The sequence below is a fragment of the Telluria sp. ZB4P36 genome, assembly GCF_059685865.1.
This window is the reverse complement of sequence record NZ_JCASIE010000002.1, coordinates 331,219-348,116: the sequence shown is the minus strand read 5'-3', so window position 1 is coordinate 348,116 and position 16,898 is coordinate 331,219. Positions and strand designations below refer to the sequence as shown.

Below are 16,898 nucleotides of genomic sequence, written 5' to 3'. Positions count from 1 at the left end.
CAGTACAATCCCGTCCCCCGGACGCCTGCCTGTCGCAGTGCCGGTTTCATTATCAAGGCACTGCCATGCAACGACTCCTCACCATCATCCTCGCCTGCCTCGGCATGATCGGGGCCCTCGCAATCGATACCTACCTGCCGTCGATGCCTGCCATCGGCGTCGCCTTCGGGGTCGGGCCGGTGGCGGTGCAGCAGACGCTCAGCGTCTTCCTGTTCACCTTCGCCTTCATGATGCTGTTCTACGGGACGCTGTCGGATTCCTTTGGCCGCCGCCCGGTGATCCTGGGCGCACTGTCGCTGTACACGCTCGCCTCGCTGGGCGCGGCCTGGGCGCCGACCTTCGGCGGGCTGCTGTTCTTCCGCGCCGTCCAGGGCCTGGCGGCGGGCGCCGGCTCGGTGATCGGCCAGGCCATCGTGCAGGACCGCTTCTCCGGGGCCCAGGCCCAGAAGATGATGTCGCACATCATGATGGTGTTCGGCCTGGCGCCGGCCATCGCCCCGGTGCTGGGCGGCTGGCTGCACGTCAGCTTCGGCTGGCGTTCGACCTTCGTCTTCCTGGCCCTGTTCGGCGCCGCCATGATCGTGCTGGTGCTGCGCACGCTGCCGGAAAGCCTGCCGCGCGAGAAGCGCCAGGTGTTCCATCCGGTGACCATCGCGCGCAACTACCTGATGGTGCTGCGCAATCCCCAGTTCGTCACGCTGGCGCTGGCGCTCGGCCTGGTGTTCGGCGGCCTCTCGCTGTACATCGGTTCGGCCGCCAACTTCGTGATGGAGATCCTGGGCCTGCCGGAGACCGCTTTTGCCTGGATGTTCATCCCGCTGATCGGCGGCATGGTGGTGGGTTCGGCCTGGGGCGGCAAGCGCGCCGCCAAGGCGCCGCCGGGACGCCTGCTGTGGATCGGCTATGCCGTGATGGCCGTGGCCTCGATATTGAACGTGGGCTACAACGCGCTGTTCCCGGCCAGCGTGCCCTGGGCGGTGCTGCCGCTGGCCGTGTTCACCTTCGGCCTGGCCGTGGCCATGCCGGGCATCCAGCTGTCGGCCATGGGCCTGTTCCCGGACAACCGCGGACTGGCGGCCTCGATGGTCGGCTTCATCCAGATGATGTCCTTCGCCCTGGTGTCGGGGCTGGTGGCGCCGCTGCTGTTCGGCAGCGCCTTGAAGCTGGCCTGCGGCGCCGCGATCGGCTGCGTGCTGAGTTTCCTCATGTGGCGCCTGAGCCGGCGCTTCGCGGCGCCGGCCGCCTGAGGGCAGGGCGGCAGCGCCCCTGCCCTCAGCGGCGGTGCTGCTTCATCGCCGAAGCGACTTCGCGCTTGGCGTCGCGGTCCTTTTCGGTGGCGCGCTTGTCGTGCTGCTTCTTGCCCTTGGCCAGGCCGATCTCGCACTTCACGCGGCCGCCCTTGAAGTGCAGGTTCAGCGGCAGCAGCGTGTAGCCGGCGCGCTCGACCTTGCCGACCAGCTTGTCTACCTCGGCGCGGTGCAGCAGCAGCTTGCGGGTGCGCAGGGCCTCGGGGTGGCTGAAGGAGGATGTCGTGGTCAGCGCGCTGATGTGGGCGCCGAACAGGAACAGCTCGCCGCTGCGGACGACCACATAGGCTTCCTTGATCTGTACCTTGCCTTCGCGGATGGCCTTGACCTCCCACCCTTCCAGCACGATGCCGGCTTCATACCGGTCCTCGATGAAGTAGTCGAAAAAAGCTTTTTTATTGTCAACGATACTCATGAAATAGCGAGAATCCGCGTCTCGGTTAAACTACTGCTGCGGCGCCACTGTGGCGCAAAATACAACTCGTCCAACATCATAACAAACGGTTGACCAATGGCAGTAGTGCACAAATCAGTTTTTCTTGGCTATAGCACCGAACAGATGTTCGACCTCGTCGCCAAAGTCGAGGACTATCCCAAATTCCTGCCCTGGTGCGGCGGTGTAAAAGTGCTCGAGCGCAGCGATGACAAGCTGGTGGCCAGCCTGCAGATCAATTTCCACGGCGTGAAGCAGAGCTTTACCACCTCGAACCACAACCTCCGCCCCACCCAGATGAAGATGCACCTGGTCGACGGCCCGTTCAAGCTGCTCGAGGGCACCTGGACCTTCAAGCCCCTGCGCGCCGACGCCTGCAAGGTGGACCTCGACATGCACTACGAGTTCTCCAGCATCATCCTGGAACAGATCATCGGCCCGGTGTTCGGCATGATCGCCAACACCATGGTCGATTCCTTCAGCAAGCGCGCCGAGGCGGTGTATGGATGATGCATTGGCTGAGCTTCAGGTGTACGTGTGCTACGCCAGCGCGCGCGCCGAGTTCCTGCGCACGATGAAAGTCGCGCCGGGCACCACGATCGGCCAGGCGATCGAGATGAGCGGCGTGCTGGAAGCCTTTCCTGACATCAACTTGACGACCCAGCCGGTGGGCATCTACGCGAAGAAGAAGACGCTCGAAACCGTGCTGCGCGAGCGCGACCGCATCGAGATCTACCGCCCGCTGGTAGCCGATCCCAAGGATTCGCGCCGCAAGCGCGCCGCCAAGCGCGAGGCCGGTGCTTAACATTTTGCCCAGTTGTAAAATTCCGACCGAGCAAATCTAAGGGCGCGCTTCGCGGTATCATGGTGCCGCCTCCAGCCCGAGGCCTTCCTCATCGTCCGCCGCCTGTCCCATGCTGATCACCGTAAGCCTGTTATTGGTCACCACCGCCTTGTCCGTGGTCATGTTGCTGGTCCTGACTTCGCTGGCCGGCAGCAGGGTGGCGGGCATCAGGGAATGGGGCATGGCCAACGGCATCGCCGTGATCGCGCTGCTCCTGTTCGCCGCGCGCGGCGCGGTGCACGATTTCCTCAGCATCGAAGTCGCCAATGCGCTGCTCCTGATGACCGCCAGCCTGATGTATGCGGGTTTCCGCCGCTATCTCGGTTTGCCGGTGCCCTGGCGCCTGCTGGCGGCCGGCAGCCTGGCCGCCTTTGCCGGCGTGATGGTCTTCCACTATATTCATGAATCGCTGGCCCTGCGGGTCGTCGCGATGTCGGCCTACCACGCGGCCATCTGTTTCGGCCTGCATGCCAGCCTGCCCAAGGTTGCCGACGGGCGCCTGCGCTATCCGAACGCCTTCACCCGCACTGCGGCACTCCTGCTGGGCCTGGGCCTTGCCGGCCGTGGCGCCTTCTATGCGCTCGATGCCTACGCGCCGGCCGCGCTGCTCGATCCGATGCTGGCCAACCTGGTCTTCTTCACGATCGGCACGCTGGCCTTGCCGACCCTGAGCCTGGGCGCGGTGATGCTGGCCAATGCGCGCGTGCTCACCGAGACCGCGTATGCCGCCGAGCATGATCACTTGACCGGCGCGCCCTCGCGCCGGGCCTTCCACGAGGTCGCCGGGCGCGAGCTGGCACGCGCCCGGCGGCACGGCAGCGGACTGGGATTGCTGCTGCTCGACGCCGACCACTTCAAGCGCATCAACGACACTTACGGACACGGCGTCGGCGACGAGGTCTTGCGCGACATCGTCAGGCGCATCCAGGGTGTGGTGCGCAGGATCGACTACCATGCCCGGCTCGGGGGCGAGGAATTCGGGGTACTGCTGCCGGACGCCGGCTTCGAGACGGCCCGCAGCGTCGCGGAGCGCCTGCGCGCCGCCCTCGACCGTCCGGCGCAGGGGAAGCCCGGCGCCGCCTACACCGTCAGCATCGGCCTGGCCATGCTGGAGAAGGGGGAGGATTTCGCCGGGCTGATGGGCCGCGCCGACGCGGCCCTGTATGCCGCCAAGGCTGGCGGGCGTAACCGGGTAGAGTGCGCGCCGCGAACGGCGCCCGACATCTCGGCGCGTGCTGGCGGCGCCAAGGTCATCCGGCTGCGGCCCTGACCCGCTAGCGGCACTGCGCCAGGGCCTTGTTGACCCGGGCCAACTGGGCAGCCCGTTCTTCGTCCGTCATATAGCCGCGCTCGCCCTTCTCATCGAACTTCACGATGCGGACGTCGGACTGCATCTGGGCGCGCATCTCGCGTGCGTCCTTGCAGTGCATGGCGAGGTCGCGCCGGCGCTGCGCCTCGGCGGCGTCCTTTTTATCCTGTTCTTCACGCATCTTCGTGCGCGCGCGGTATTCCTCTTCGCGCTGCGCCAGGGTCTTTGGCCCCCTGGTTGGCGCGGCCGCGCCTTGCGGCGAAGGCGCAGGCACAGGCTGGGTTGCCGTGCGGCCCGGCGCCTTCAGGACCTTGTGCGCCGGCGTCGAGGGTGGAGGCGGGCGGTCGGAGAACTGGCGCACGCCTTTCTCGTCGATCCACGAATATTGGGCATGGGCCAGGCTGCTGCCCAGCAGCAGGGTGCAGGCGGCAAGCATGTGGAGAGCAGAGGTTGGACGCGGCATAAATGTTTTCCTTGGGTAACAAACAGATTTCGCCATGCTTCCCCCGCGCTGTCAATCGTCGACTCTTCCGAAAAGCCAAGAAAGGGCATTTTTAGGCATGGCTGCGACAGTCTTTTCTACATTCTGTATAATTCACTTTTGCGCCTATAGGAAAATGCTATGCGTCTACTCCAAAAAGCACTCACGTTCGATGATGTGCTGCTCGTCCCGGCCTACTCCAATGTTCTTCCGGCCGAAACTTCCCTTCGCACCAAACTGACCCGGAATATCACGCTGAATATCCCGCTGCTGTCGGCTGCGATGGACACCGTGACCGAAGCACGTCTGGCGATCGCGATGGCTCAGGAGGGCGGCATCGGCATCATCCACAAGAACCTGAGGCCAAGCGACCAGGCCCGTGAGGTAGCGCGCGTCAAGCGTTTCGAAGCGGGCGTGCTGCGCGACCCGATCACGGTTCCTCCGACCATGAAGATCCGTGAAGTGCTGGCCCTGTCCCAGCAGCACGGCATCAGCGGCTTCCCGGTGGTCGAGGGCAAGCAGGTGGTCGGCATCATCACCAACCGCGACCTGCGCTTCGAAGAAGACCTGGACGCGGAAGCCCGCGCCAAGATGACCCCGCGCGAGAAGCTGGTATACGTCAATGAAGACGCGGACACCAACGAAGCCAAGCGCCTGATGAACAAGCACCGTCTCGAGCGCGTGCTGGTCGTCAACGACGCCTTCGAGCTGCGCGGCCTCATCACCGTCAAGGACATCCAGAAATCCCACGAGCACCCGCTGGCCTCGAAAGACTCGCAGGGCAAGCTGATCGTGGGCGCTGCCGTGGGCGTGGGCGCACGCGACGAAGAGCGCATCGAGCTGCTGGTCGCGGCCGGCGTGGACGTGCTGGTGGTCGACACCGCCCACGGCCACTCGCAGGGCATCCTCGACCGCGTGAAATGGATCAAGGACCGTTACCCGCACGTCGATGTCATCGGCGGCAACATCGCCACCGCAGCGGCCGCCAAGGCGCTGGTCGAGTACGGCGCGGACGCGGTCAAGGTCGGCATCGGCCCGGGCTCGATCTGCACCACCCGCATCGTGGCCGGCGTGGGCGTGCCGCAGATCACCGCGATCTCGAACGTGGCCAAGGCGCTGGAAGGCACCGGCGTGCCCTGCATCGCCGACGGCGGCATCCGCTTCTCGGGCGACATCTCGAAGGCACTGGCAGCAGGCGCACACACCGTCATGATGGGCAGCATGTTCGCCGGCACCGAAGAAGCGCCGGGCGAAGTGATCCTGTACCAGGGCCGCAGCTACAAGTCCTACCGCGGGATGGGCAGCCTGGGCGCGATGGCCGAAGGCTCGGCCGACCGCTACTTCCAGGAAGCTTCGAGCAAGGCCGACAAGTTCGTCCCGGAAGGCATCGAAGGCCGCGTCGCCTACAAGGGCAGCGTGCTGGCGATCATCTTCCAGCTGGTCGGCGGCGTGCGCCAGTCGATGGGCTACTGCGGCTGCGCCACCATCGAAGAACTGCGCGAGAAAGCCGAGTTCGTCGAGATCACCTCGGCCGGCATGCGCGAATCGCACGTGCACGACGTGCAGATCACCAAGGAAGCTCCGAACTACCGTTCCGAGTAACACATCCAGGAAACGCGGCCCGAGGGCCGCGTTTTTGCATTACCCGATTCATCGACTATCCTTGCCCTCCACATGCATTCAAAAATCCTCATCCTCGATTTCGGTTCCCAGGTTACCCAGCTGATCGCGCGCCGCGTGCGCGATGCCGGTGTGTTTTCCGAAGTCTATCCGTATGACGTCAGCGACGAGTTCGTGCGCAACTACGGCGCCTCCGGCATCATCCTGTCGGGCAGCCACAACTCGACGCTCGAAGGCGATTCGCCGCGCGCCCCGCAGGCCGCATTCGAAGCCGGCGTGCCGGTGCTCGGCATCTGCTATGGCATGCAGACCATGGCGGCCCAGCTGGGCGGCAAGGTCGAGAACGGCAAAGTGCGCGAATTCGGCTACGCCGAAGTGCGTGCCCGCGGCCATACCGCGCTGTTCAAGGGCATCAACGACTTCGTCACCGACGAAGGCCACGGCATGCTGCGCGTCTGGATGAGCCACGGCGACAAGGTGCTGGACATGCCGCCGGGCTTCAAGCTGATGGGTTCGACGGACAGCTGCCCGATCGCCGCCATGGCCGACGAAGAGCGCCGTTTCTACGCGCTGCAGTTCCACCCGGAAGTCACCCACACCACGCAAGGCGAGGCCATCATCGGCCGCTTCGTGCACGAGATCTGCGGCTGCAAGTCGGACTGGAACATGCCCGACTACATCGGCGAAGCGGTCCAGAAGATCCGCGAGCAGGTCGGCACCGATGAGGTGATCCTGGGCCTGTCGGGCGGCGTCGACTCGAGCGTGGCCGCGGCCCTGATCCACCGCGCCATCGGCGACCAGCTGACCTGCGTCTTCGTCGACCACGGCCTGCTGCGCAAGAACGAGGGCAAGATGGTCATGGACATGTTCTCGAAGAACCTGGGCGTCAAGGTGCTGCGCATCGATGCCGAAGACCAGTTCATGGGCCACCTGGCCGGCGTCACCGATCCCGAGCAGAAGCGCAAGATCATCGGCCGCGAATTCGTCGAGGTGTTCCAGGTCGAGGCCGGCAAGCTGACCAATGCGAAGTGGCTGGCGCAGGGCACGATCTATCCGGACGTGATCGAATCGGCCGGCAAGGGCAAGAAGGGCCAGACCATCAAGAGCCACCACAACGTGGGCGGCCTGCCGGAAACCCTGAACCTGAAACTGCTCGAGCCGCTGCGCGAGCTGTTCAAGGACGAGGTGCGTAAACTCGGCGTTGCGCTCGGCCTGCCGCACGACATGGTCTACCGTCACCCCTTCCCGGGCCCGGGCCTGGGCGTGCGCATCCTGGGCGAGGTCAAGAAGGAATACGCCGACCTGCTGCGCGAAGCGGATGCGATCTTCATCGAAGAGCTGCGCAATACGCCGTTCGAGCTGCCGGCTGTTGCCGGGATCGATCCGGGCAAGGCGCCGGTGAACTGGTATGAGGCGACCAGCCAGGCGTTTGCCGTGTTCCTGCCGGTGAAGTCGGTGGGGGTGATGGGCGACGGCCGCACCTACGAATACGTGGTGGCGCTGCGCGCGGTGCAGACCCTGGACTTCATGACGGCGCAGTGGGCGCATTTGCCGCATTCGCTGCTGGGCAAGGTGTCGAACCGGATTATCAATGAAGTGCGCGGGCTGAACCGGGTGGTGTATGACATCTCCGGCAAGCCGCCGGCGACGATCGAGTGGGAGTGACGTGAATTCAGTAAATAACTGAACTCGACAGGTACCGCAAAGGCTGCTGATCATCTTTATGATCAGCAGCCTTTTTGTTGAGCAAGCTCGCCAGTGTTACTGGGAATCCTCGCCGGACCCCGAAGCGGACTGGCGCGACATGGGTACAGTCCGCATCCCCTGCTGGGCCGACGGCGAGCGGACTTGCGCATGTACCGCAGTCTGACGCAGGACCGCGTGTGGCTGGGCACTCGGGCGCGAAATCGACGACCGTCTCGTACCAAGCGCGAAGTCGCTGGGCCGGTTCAAGCCTGTGGCGACCACTGTCACGCGCATGGCGTCGCCCAGTGTATCGTCGAAGACCGCACCGAATTTGATGACGGCGTCTTCGTTCGTTTGTGCGCAGATCGTGTTCATGACGAGCTTGGTTTCGCGCAGTTTCAGCGTTTCCTCGGATGCGGCGATGTTGACCAGCACCCCGCGCGCGGAGCGCAGGTTCGCGCCATCGAGCAGCGGACACGCGATTGCCTCCTCGGACGCCTTGACGGCACGGTCGTCGCCGGCATGTTGGGCAGTGCCCATCATCGCCATGCCGGTTTGGCGCATCACGGTGCGGACGTCCTCGAAATCGACGTTGATCATCCCCGGCACGGCGATGATGTCCGCGATGCCGGTCACCGCCTTGCTCAACACCTCGTCGGCGGCGGCAAACGCCTGTTTTTGCGTGACATCGTCACCGAGAACTTCCTCGAGGCGACTGTTGAGGACAATGATGAGCGAGTCGACGCACCGTGCCAGCGTCGCGATTCCTTCCTCGGCCACGCGCATACGGCGCGGACCTTCGAATTCGAAGGGTTTCGACACCACGCCGAGAGTCAGGATCCCCAGCTCGCGCGCTACTTCGGCGACCACAGGGGCGGCGCCTGTGCCGGTGCCGCCTCCCATGCCCGCGGTAATGAATACCATGTCGGCGCCCTTGAGCGCCTCGGCGATGAGGTTGCGTTCACGGATCGCGCTTTCGCGTCCGACCATCGGGTCGCTGCCGGCGCCAAGACCGCTCTCGCCAAGCTGAATGCGTTGTTCGGTATGGGTATTCGACAGGGCTTGCACGTCCGTATTCGCGCAAATGAATTCGAAGGAGGGCGGTCCAGACGATGCCATATGGTTGACTGCGTTGCCGCCGGCGCCGCCGACACCGATGATTTTGATGACCGTCTCCGGATGGGGAACTTTTGATTCGGACAAGGAAAACTCCGTTTGAAGAAATAGCAATCGGCCGCGCGCATCGGCAGCGAACTTGCCGCAGCGCGCGCCCGCTATGCCGAGCCCATTAGACTACTTGCTGAGCCGCGCACGCGAAAGCATGTAAACGTTTCAAACGAAACCATTTGTAAGAGCCCGTGCAATCGTTGCAAAATGCAGGCAGCGCCGAGCCGGGCGCCGAGAACCCCGACGGACACCGGCGCACCGTCCAGCAGTTCCAGGACCACCAGGTACTGCGGGAAGGCCAGGCCCAGAGGCTCGCGGAAGAGCTTGTGCTGGCGTACCGTGCGGTTCGCGGCGCCATACAGTGCGAAGGATAGTTGGGTGCCAATGTGGCGGCGGTCTTTTGCCATAAGTCCTCAAGCGATCGAGTATCTCGTGTACTGGAGAATTCGTGACGCTGCATCAGCGCATGCTATCGGCCCTGTCAGCCTGCAGCCGGCGCTACCGAGGCGCCTTCGATCTTGTGTCGTGCCAGTGCGGCGGCGACAAAGCCGCTTTCCTTCATGCGCTCGACGAACGCCGCAAGGAAGGAAGCGGCTTCCGTACCCCGGCTCCTGGGTGTCCCCATGGCCTGCTGGATCACCATGAATCGTCCGTCCAGCAAGCGCATGCCTCCAAACCGCCGTGCGTCCGCTTCGAGCTGTTGCCTGACACCGGCCGCGACTTCCGCACCTTCTTCAAGGAAGGTATCGACGACCGTGGGTGACGTCGGCGCGCGCAGGATGTGCGCATGGTGGAGGCTGCGGCTCAGGTAAAGATCGTAAGCACTGCCCTTGCCAACGACAACCCGGTTGCCCGCATCGTCGACTTGTTCCTTGCTGCGGATCGGCGACTCGTCCTTGACCAGATAGCAGCCTTCGATCAGCACATAAGGCGCCGTGAAGGCGATATGTTCGCCCCGTAGCGGATCGATAGCAAAAAAGCCGATGTCGGCCTGTTCGCCGACCACCACCTCTACGGACTTGCCGGCGGCATCCACCACCACCAGTTCCAGTTCCGCACCGAGCAATCTGGCGAACTCGGTCGCAAGGTCGACGGATACGCCGCAAGCCTCTCCGCTTGCGTCGCGATAGGCAAGGATCGGGTTGCCCAGGTTGATCGAGGCGCGCAGCGTGCCGTTTGGCGTGAAGGCGGAACGGATGGCAGTGCTCAACTTCATGGCTTGCCTTGATCCGCGATCGTCTTCTGCAGGATGTACGGGATCACGCCGCCATGCCTCAGCAAGTCGATTTCCAGCCGGGTTTCCACCGCAGCGACGGCATCGAACATCTCCACCTTGCCGTCGGCACGGTGGACACGCACCGGAATCCGGCAGCGCGGCTGGAGGGCATCCGGCCGGGCATCGATCTCGATGCGATCCCCAGGAGCAAGCTGCAGCCCCGCAGGCAGGCGCAGCGGCAGGATGCCCATGCCGATCAGGTTCGAGCGGTGAATGCGTTCGAAGCTCAGCGCCAGCACCGCGCGCACGCCGAGCAGGCGCTGGCCCTTGGCCGCCCAGTCGCGCGAGGAACCTGTGCCGTAGCGTTCCCCGGCGACCAGCACGACCGGCAGTCCTTCGTCGCGGTAGCGTTGTGCCACCTCGAAGATGGGCGCGACCTCACCGCTCGGAACGTGCAGCGTATGTCCCACTGGTGCCGATGGAAGCAGCAAATTGCGCAGGGACTTGCTGTAGAAGGCCGCGCGAACCATGACCTCCCAGTTGCCACGCCGCGAAGCAAACACGTTCAGGTCATCGCGGTCATCGCCCCGTTCGACCAGGAAGTCGGCCACGAAGCTGTCTTTCGGGATGGCGCTGGCCGGCGAGATGTGGTCGGTCGTGATGTCGTCGCCGAGCACCAGCAGCGGGTAGGCGGTGTAGTGCCCGAGCTGGCTGCGCTCCGACAGCGAAGCAAACGGCGGCCGGCGCAGCGCGGTCGATGCGGGATCCCATGGGAACAAGGCGGTATCCGGCACCTTCAGGCTATGCCAGTCCGGATTCAAGCTGGCGCGTGCGAAGGCTCGTGGAAAGTCGTCCGCATTCAGCCCCTGCCGGACCAGCTGCTCGACTTCGTCCCGGCCGGGCCACAGGTCCCGCAGGTAAATCGCTTTGCCGTCCGCAGTCACCTGGACAGGATCGCGGCTAAGGTCGAGTTCCGCATTACCGGCCAGGGCGAAGGCAATGACAAGTGGCGGGGACATCAGGAAGCCGAGGTCGAGGTCGGGATGGACCCGTCCCGGGAAATTGCGATTACCCGAGAGCACGGCGACCGGCTTGATCTCGCCGCGCGCCATGGCTTGCTGTATCGGCTCGGTCAGCGCGCCGGAGTTGCCGATGCAGGTCGTGCAGCCGTAGCCGACGATGTCGAAGCCGACGGCGGACAGGTCGTCGAGCAGTCCGGCGCGCCCGAGATAGGCGGCCGCGGCTGGCGAACCCGGTCCGAGCGAGGTCTTGACCCAGGCCGGCACGGAGAGGCCGAGCTGGCGCGCGCGGCGCGCCACCAGGCCGGCTGCCACCAGCAGTGCCGGATCGGAGGTATTGGTGCAACTCGTGATGGCTGCGATGACGACCGGATGGCGTGGCAGCATGGCACTGGCAGCGGCCGGCCGGAAGGCGAGCGAGTCGAGTGTGGCCGCGGTCTCCGTATAGGCAAGCAGGTCTTGCGGGCGCTTCGGCCCGGCGACATGGATGGCCACCCGATCCAGGTCGATCTCGATCGTCCGCGTGTAGCGCGGCTCCGCCGCCGGATCGAACCAGAAGGCGTTGCGGCGGGCATAGGCTTCGACCAGGCTGCGCTGTTTGGCGGGCCGGCCGGTCTGATCAAGGTAGGCGAGCGTGTGCTGGTCGATCGGGAAGAAGCCGGTCGTGGCGCCGTATTCCGGCGCCATGTTGGCGACCACGGCGCGTTCGCCGGCCTTCAGGGTCGATGCGCCGGGGCCGAAGAATTCCACGAATTCCCCGGAGACGCCGATGGCGCGCAGGCGCTGGGTGACGGTCAGCGCCAGGTCGGTCGCCAGCGCGCCGGCCTGCAGGCGACCGCTCAGGCGCACGCCGATGACATCGGGTACGCGCAGCATGGTCGGCATCCCGAACATCACCGTCTGCGCTTCCAGGCCGCCGACACCCCAGCCCAGCACGCCAATGCCGTTGATCATCGGAGTGTGGCTGTCGGTACCGATCATCGTATCCGGCACCACCCAGCGTTCACCGCCGCGGTGTTCAGTGCTCACGACGCTTGCCAGTTGCTCCAGGTTGATCGTGTGCATGATGCCCGTGCCTGGCGGGTGGATGCGCACGCCTTGCATGACCTTGGACGCCCAGCGCAGGAAAGTATAGCGCTCGCGGTTGCGGCGCATTTCCCACTCCAGGTTGCGTTCAAGCGCGTCGCGCTGCCCGAAGAACTCCACTGCCAGTGAGTGGTCGACCGAAATGTCGACCGGCAGTCCGGGATTCAGCAGGGCAGGATCCCACCCCGCCTCATCGAGCGCATCGCGCATGGCCGCGATGTCCACCAGCGCGGGCGTGCTGGTGGTGTCGTGCATCAGCACGCGCCCCGGCTGGAACGCGATCTCCGCATCGCTCGTGCCACGCTCGAGCCATCCGAATACCGCGTCCACACCCGCCTGGCGCTCGTCGTCAGGACTGTTCCGGAGGACGTTCTCCAGCAGAAGCCGAAGTACGACCGGAAGGCGTAGCAGGCGCTGGCCGAAAAGGGCTGGCAGATCGACCAGGCGGTGCGCCTGGCCGGCGTGCTCGAGGTAGGCCGGCTGCAGGGCTGAAAGCTTGTCCATCACGTTGGATGATCAGAAGCGGTGCTGCATACCCACGATCACACCGGTTGCCCGGTCGGCGAAGCCGGTCACGCCGCCATCCGCCGAGCCATCGCGTGTCAGGCCCACCGGCGCACCATTTTTGGCCCTGGCGCGGGCGGCGGTCGCATACAGGTCGGTGCGCTTGGACAGCATGTACTTCACGCGTGCTACCAGCATCAGCGGATCGGCCGCCGCATCCAGCGGCGTGACGCCGGTTTTCACGTTCTGCAGGTAGAAAGCGCCGGTCAGGCCGATGACGGGTGTGAGCTGATAATTGGCGCCGCCCCACCATGTGTTGGAACGTGCCTCCCTGCCTGCCACCGTGGTCAGGTTCAGATCGCGCACGCCCAGCTTCAAAGTAAGCTTATCGGTGACGTCAAACGCCGTGCCGAGGTGATAAGCCTCGGAGACCGTGCGTCCTCCGGCAGCGTTGCGGATACCGTTGTTGCGCTCGCCGGTGACGACGACACTGAGCGGTCCCGTTTCGTACACCGCGCCGGCAGCAATCTTCCTGCCTTCGGATTCGCTGCCTGCGACTTCGCCGGCGCCATACGAGACGCCAACTTTGAGGCCGCCAAACTTCCCTTCGTACTTCACCATATTGTCGAAGGCGGTCGTCATCGCGTACTTGTTAGCACCCGTGCCATTCCCGGTTGGAACCCAGGAATAGGCAGGCGCGTAACCCATCGGATCGAAGGGACTGACAAAGTTGTACACGGTACTGTAGGAGCGGCCCAGGATCAGCTTGCCCAGGCGTCCTTCCAGGCCCACATTCGCCTGACGGCGGAACAGCGGCCCATCACTGGCGCCGACGTCCAGATCGAGCTGGCCTTCCAGGTTGAACACCGCCTTCAGGCCGCCGCCAAGGTCTTCACTGCCGCGGAAGCCGAAGCGCGAGTTGTTGGATCCGCCGGAGGTGACGCGGGTGACGCCGCCGCCGTTCGCGTTCGCATTGGTGATATGTTCGACGCCCAGGTCGAGCAGACCATACACCTGCACATTCGTTTGGGCGTTCGCGAGACCACTGAGGGCAGCAGCGACCGCTGCCACAAGCATACGTTTGTTCATTGTCTTCCTTTGTTATAGATTTGATTGCGGTATGGGTCTTTTTGCCCGGCGCGTCCGTCGCGGCGCCGGGTCGGGCAATGGGGGGCTCAGTCGTCGCTGGCCCTGAAGCGACGCAGTCCCTTGAACAACAGCGGTGCCAGCAGCGCGAGGGCGGCGATCGCCAGCAGGCTGGCCGACACCGGGTGCTTGAAGAAGATCCAGTAATCGCCCAGGCTGACCTGCAAGGCCCGGCGGAACTGGCTTTCGGCCATCGGTCCAAGAATCAGGCCGACGATCATGGGGGCGACCGGGTAATCCCAGCAGCGCATCAGGTAGCCGGTGAAGCCGAACACCACCAGCATCGTCAGTTCTGTCGTCGACGGATTGGCCGCCAGGGTGCCCATGGCGGCGAACACCAGGATGCCGGCATACAGCCAGGCTTGCGGAATCGCGAGCAGCTTGACCCACAGGCCGACCAGCGGCAGGTTCAGCACCAGCAGCATCAGATTCCCGACCAGGAAGCTGGCGATCAAGCCCCATACCATCTCCGTGTTGGTCACGAACAGGAGGGGGCCGGGGGTCAGCCCATACTGCTGGAACCCGGCCAGCATCATGGCCGCGGTTGCCGAGGTCGGCAGTCCCAGGGCGAGCAGCGGCACCAGGGTACCGGTTGCCGAGGCATTGTTCGCCGCTTCCGGGCCAGCCACGCCCTGGATCGCGCCCTTGCCGAACTGCTCGGGATTCCTGGCAAGCTTGCGCTCGAGCGTGTACGACAGCAGGGTCGGAACCTCGGCGCCACCCGCAGGCAGGGCCCCGATCGGGAAGCCGAGCATGGTTCCGCGCAGCCAGGGCTTCCACGAATCTTTCCAGTCATCGAGCGACATCCACAGCGAGCCACGCAGTTTGGCGACCTTCTCCGTCACGCCGGTGAAGCGCGAAGCGACGTACAGCGCTTCGCCCATCGCGAACAAGCCGACCGCCAGGGTGGTGATCGAGATCCCGTCCATCAGCGTCGGGATCTCGAAGGTGAGGCGGGCCTGGCCGGTCAGCTTGTCGATCCCGACCAGGCCGAGGAACAGCCCGAGCGCCAGGCTGGTGAGACCGCGCAGGACCGAACTGCCGAAGGTGGCCGACACGGTGACGAAGGCGACCACCATCAGCGCCAGGTAATCCCAGGGACCAAACTGGACCGCCAGGTCGACGATCCATGGCGCCAGCAGCGAGAGGCCGAGGGTGGCGATCGAACCCGCCACGAAGGAGCCGATCGCGGCGGTGGCCAGCGCCGGCCCGGCGCGACCGGCCAGCGCCATCTTGTGGCCCTCGATGGCGGTGGCGATCGAGGCCGCCTCCCCGGGCGTGTTGATCAGGATCGCCGTCGTCGAACTGCCGTACATGCCGCCAAAATAAATGCCGGCAAACATGATGATCGACCCGGTGGGATCCAGTTTGAAGGTGACCGGCAGCAGCAGGGCCACCGTCAGCGAGGGACTGATGCCGGGCAGGATGCCGACCAGGGTGCCGAGCAGGACACCGATCCCGGCAAACAGCAGGTTGCCCGGCTGAAGCGCGACCCAGATGCCGTCGGCAAGGAGTGCAAGCGTTTCCATCGAATCTCCTTAGCCGATCAGCTGTTCAAACGGTCCCATCGGCAAGGACAGGGAGAGCGCTTTGGTGAAGAACACATACACCAGGGTGCTCAGGATCAGGCCATACACCGGTCCCCACGAGCGCAGCGAGCGGCCGAAGCCGCAGGCGGTGGCGGTGAACAGGACGGTGGACGACAGGATGAAACCCGCGCCCAGCGACAGCAGCACGATCTGGAGCACCAGGCCGCCGAGTACCCAGGCAAGCGAGCCCCGGTTGACCTTGTCCGCCGTCGTGCGAACGGCGCTGCGCCTGGCCAGGCGGGCCGCCTGGACCAGGTGTGCGATGCCGAGCCAGGCCAGCAGCAGCGCGATCAGCTTCATCGCCGCCGAGGGGCCGACACCCGGCCCGACCCCGGAGGCGACCCGGAAGGCGTCGAACAGGGTCAGCGCACCGAGCACCAGCAAGGCGATCCCGACGATGAACGGTGATCGCGCGGCCGGCACCGCATGGTTGATGCCTTGCGTCATTTTGCCAGGCCGATCGAGACGAGGATGTCCTTCACGCGCGCCTGGTCGGCCTTCATGAATGCGGCGAACTGGTCGGCGGGCAGGTAGGCGGAATCCCAGCCGCGTGCCTTGAGGATTTTTGCCCATTCAGGCGATTTGACGGTCTTGTCGATCGCGGCCGAGAGGGCGGCGCGCTGTGGCGCCGTGATGCCGGGAGCGGCGACGATGCCGCGCCAGTTCACCAGTTCGGCGTCGAGTCCCTGTTCCTTCAAGGTCGGCACGTTGATGCCGGCCATGCGTTGGCCGGAGGAGATCGCCAGCGCACGCAGCTTGCCTGCCTTGATCATGCTTTCGAACTCGTTGTACCCGGATATGCCCGCGGTCACGCGTCCGCCCAGCATCTCTGCCAGCGCTTCGCCGCCGCCGGAGAAGGGGACGTAGTTCAGTTTGCGCACGTCGCCGCCGGCGGTCTTGGCGACCAGTCCGGCCAGGATGTGGTCCGCGCCGCCGGCCGAGCCGCCGGCCCACACCACCTTGGCGCTGTCCGCCTTGATGGCGGCAGCCAGGTCCTTGATCGTCTTGTGCGGAGAGTTGGCCGGGACCACGATGACCAGGGGGTCGGCGGTCAGGCGGGCGATCGGGGTGACGCTGTCCAGGCTCACCGGCGACTTGTTGGCCAGTACGGCGCCCAGCATGGTGATCCCCATCGTCATCATCTGCTTGCCATCGCCTTTGGCGCCGTTGACGAACTGCGCAAGACCGACGGTGCCGCCGGCGCCCGGCACGTTGATGACCTGGACGCTCTTGGCCGCGCCGGCGGAGACCATCACCTGCTGCAGCGAGCGCGAGGCGGCGTCCCAGCCGCCGCCCGGCGCCGCCGGCGCGAGGATTTTCAGTTCCAGGGGTTCCTGTGCCATGACCGGCGCAGTGCTTGCGAGTACGGTGCCGAATGCGAAAGTGCGCGCGGCAAGGGATAACCATCGGGTGGTGTTGTTCATGCTGTCTCCGTTGTTGTCGTCATTAAGAACTGCTTTTTTGTTGACTATACGTACAGGTAGCTTTCAG

Annotated in this window: 17 protein-coding genes; 6 read left to right on the top strand and 11 right to left on the bottom strand. The window is 65.0% G+C overall.

What is annotated here, in order from left to right; translation table 11 throughout:
• Positions 1-65 precede the first annotated feature (65 nt).
• The gene (locus AC56LK_RS04285) at positions 66-1,247 is read left to right on the top strand and encodes a multidrug effflux MFS transporter (protein ID WP_497183328.1); all 1,182 of its coding nucleotides are present in this window, start codon (positions 66-68) and stop codon (positions 1,245-1,247) included.
• Between the two features lie 25 nt (positions 1,248-1,272).
• On the opposite strand, the gene smpB is transcribed toward AC56LK_RS04285, so the two are convergent.
• A complete protein-coding gene (smpB, locus tag AC56LK_RS04280) occupies positions 1,273-1,722 on the bottom strand; it encodes an SsrA-binding protein SmpB (protein WP_497183327.1) in 450 nt (149 codons plus the stop codon).
• A gap of 96 nt (positions 1,723-1,818) precedes the next feature.
• Between smpB and AC56LK_RS04275 the strand changes: the two genes are divergently transcribed.
• Complete coding sequence (locus AC56LK_RS04275; RefSeq protein ID WP_497183326.1) at positions 1,819-2,250, top strand: type II toxin-antitoxin system RatA family toxin; 432 nt, start codon at positions 1,819-1,821, stop codon at positions 2,248-2,250.
• 4 nt (positions 2,251-2,254) lie between these two features.
• On the top strand, positions 2,255-2,545 hold the full coding sequence (locus AC56LK_RS04270) for an RnfH family protein (RefSeq protein ID WP_497183325.1): 291 nt from the start codon (positions 2,255-2,257) through the stop codon (positions 2,543-2,545).
• Positions 2,546-2,602: 57 nt separating this feature from the next.
• On the opposite strand, the gene AC56LK_RS04265 is transcribed toward AC56LK_RS04270, so the two are convergent.
• Complete coding sequence (locus tag AC56LK_RS04265; RefSeq protein ID WP_497183324.1) at positions 2,603-2,767, bottom strand: hypothetical protein; 165 nt, start codon at positions 2,765-2,767, stop codon at positions 2,603-2,605.
• Here AC56LK_RS04265 and AC56LK_RS04260 point away from each other — a divergent pair.
• A complete protein-coding gene (locus tag AC56LK_RS04260) occupies positions 2,766-3,854 on the top strand; it encodes a GGDEF domain-containing protein (RefSeq protein WP_497183323.1) in 1,089 nt (362 codons plus the stop codon). The two genes, AC56LK_RS04265 and AC56LK_RS04260, sit on opposite strands and share 2 nt — an antisense overlap.
• A 4-nt stretch (positions 3,855-3,858) precedes the next feature.
• Here AC56LK_RS04260 and AC56LK_RS04255 read toward each other — a convergent pair whose 3' ends face one another.
• On the bottom strand, positions 3,859-4,356 hold the full coding sequence (locus AC56LK_RS04255; protein WP_497183322.1) for a DUF4124 domain-containing protein: 498 nt from the start codon (positions 4,354-4,356) through the stop codon (positions 3,859-3,861).
• A gap of 159 nt (positions 4,357-4,515) precedes the next feature.
• On the opposite strand from AC56LK_RS04255, the gene guaB reads away from it, so the two are divergent.
• On the top strand, positions 4,516-5,976 hold the full coding sequence (gene guaB / locus AC56LK_RS04250; protein ID WP_497183321.1) for an IMP dehydrogenase: 1,461 nt from the start codon (positions 4,516-4,518) through the stop codon (positions 5,974-5,976).
• Between the two features lie 72 nt (positions 5,977-6,048).
• Positions 6,049-7,659, top strand: a complete 1,611-nt coding sequence (gene guaA / locus AC56LK_RS04245) for a glutamine-hydrolyzing GMP synthase (protein WP_497183320.1) — start codon at positions 6,049-6,051, stop codon at positions 7,657-7,659.
• A 96-nt stretch (positions 7,660-7,755) separates the two neighbouring features.
• On the opposite strand, the gene ftsZ is transcribed toward guaA, so the two are convergent.
• The 8 genes from ftsZ to AC56LK_RS04205 form a co-directional block, all read right to left on the bottom strand.
• The gene (gene ftsZ / locus AC56LK_RS04240) at positions 7,756-8,883 is read right to left on the bottom strand and encodes a cell division protein FtsZ (protein ID WP_497183319.1); all 1,128 of its coding nucleotides are present in this window, start codon (positions 8,881-8,883) and stop codon (positions 7,756-7,758) included.
• A 71-nt stretch (positions 8,884-8,954) separates the two neighbouring features.
• Positions 8,955-9,254: a winged helix DNA-binding protein gene (locus AC56LK_RS04235; RefSeq protein WP_497183318.1), complete on the bottom strand. Its 300-nt coding sequence runs from the start codon at positions 9,252-9,254 to the stop codon at positions 8,955-8,957.
• A 74-nt stretch (positions 9,255-9,328) separates the two neighbouring features.
• Positions 9,329-10,063, bottom strand: a complete 735-nt coding sequence (locus AC56LK_RS04230; RefSeq protein ID WP_497183317.1) for an ABC transporter substrate-binding protein — start codon at positions 10,061-10,063, stop codon at positions 9,329-9,331.
• On the bottom strand, positions 10,060-12,672 hold the full coding sequence (acnA, locus tag AC56LK_RS04225) for an aconitate hydratase AcnA (protein ID WP_497183316.1): 2,613 nt from the start codon (positions 12,670-12,672) through the stop codon (positions 10,060-10,062). Before acnA ends, AC56LK_RS04230 begins: the two co-directional genes overlap by 4 nt.
• Positions 12,673-12,684: 12 nt before the next feature.
• Complete coding sequence (locus tag AC56LK_RS04220) at positions 12,685-13,761, bottom strand: porin (protein WP_497183315.1); 1,077 nt, start codon at positions 13,759-13,761, stop codon at positions 12,685-12,687.
• Positions 13,762-13,847: 86 nt separating this feature from the next.
• Positions 13,848-15,347: a tripartite tricarboxylate transporter permease gene (locus tag AC56LK_RS04215; RefSeq protein WP_497183314.1), complete on the bottom strand. Its 1,500-nt coding sequence runs from the start codon at positions 15,345-15,347 to the stop codon at positions 13,848-13,850.
• Between the two features lie 9 nt (positions 15,348-15,356).
• A complete protein-coding gene (locus AC56LK_RS04210) occupies positions 15,357-15,854 on the bottom strand; it encodes a tripartite tricarboxylate transporter TctB family protein (protein ID WP_497183313.1) in 498 nt (165 codons plus the stop codon).
• Entirely contained in the window at positions 15,851-16,831 is a 981-nt protein-coding gene (locus tag AC56LK_RS04205) for a Bug family tripartite tricarboxylate transporter substrate binding protein (RefSeq protein WP_497183312.1), read from the bottom strand. The genes AC56LK_RS04210 and AC56LK_RS04205 overlap by 4 nt, the downstream gene beginning before the upstream one ends.
• Positions 16,832-16,898 lie beyond the last annotated feature (67 nt).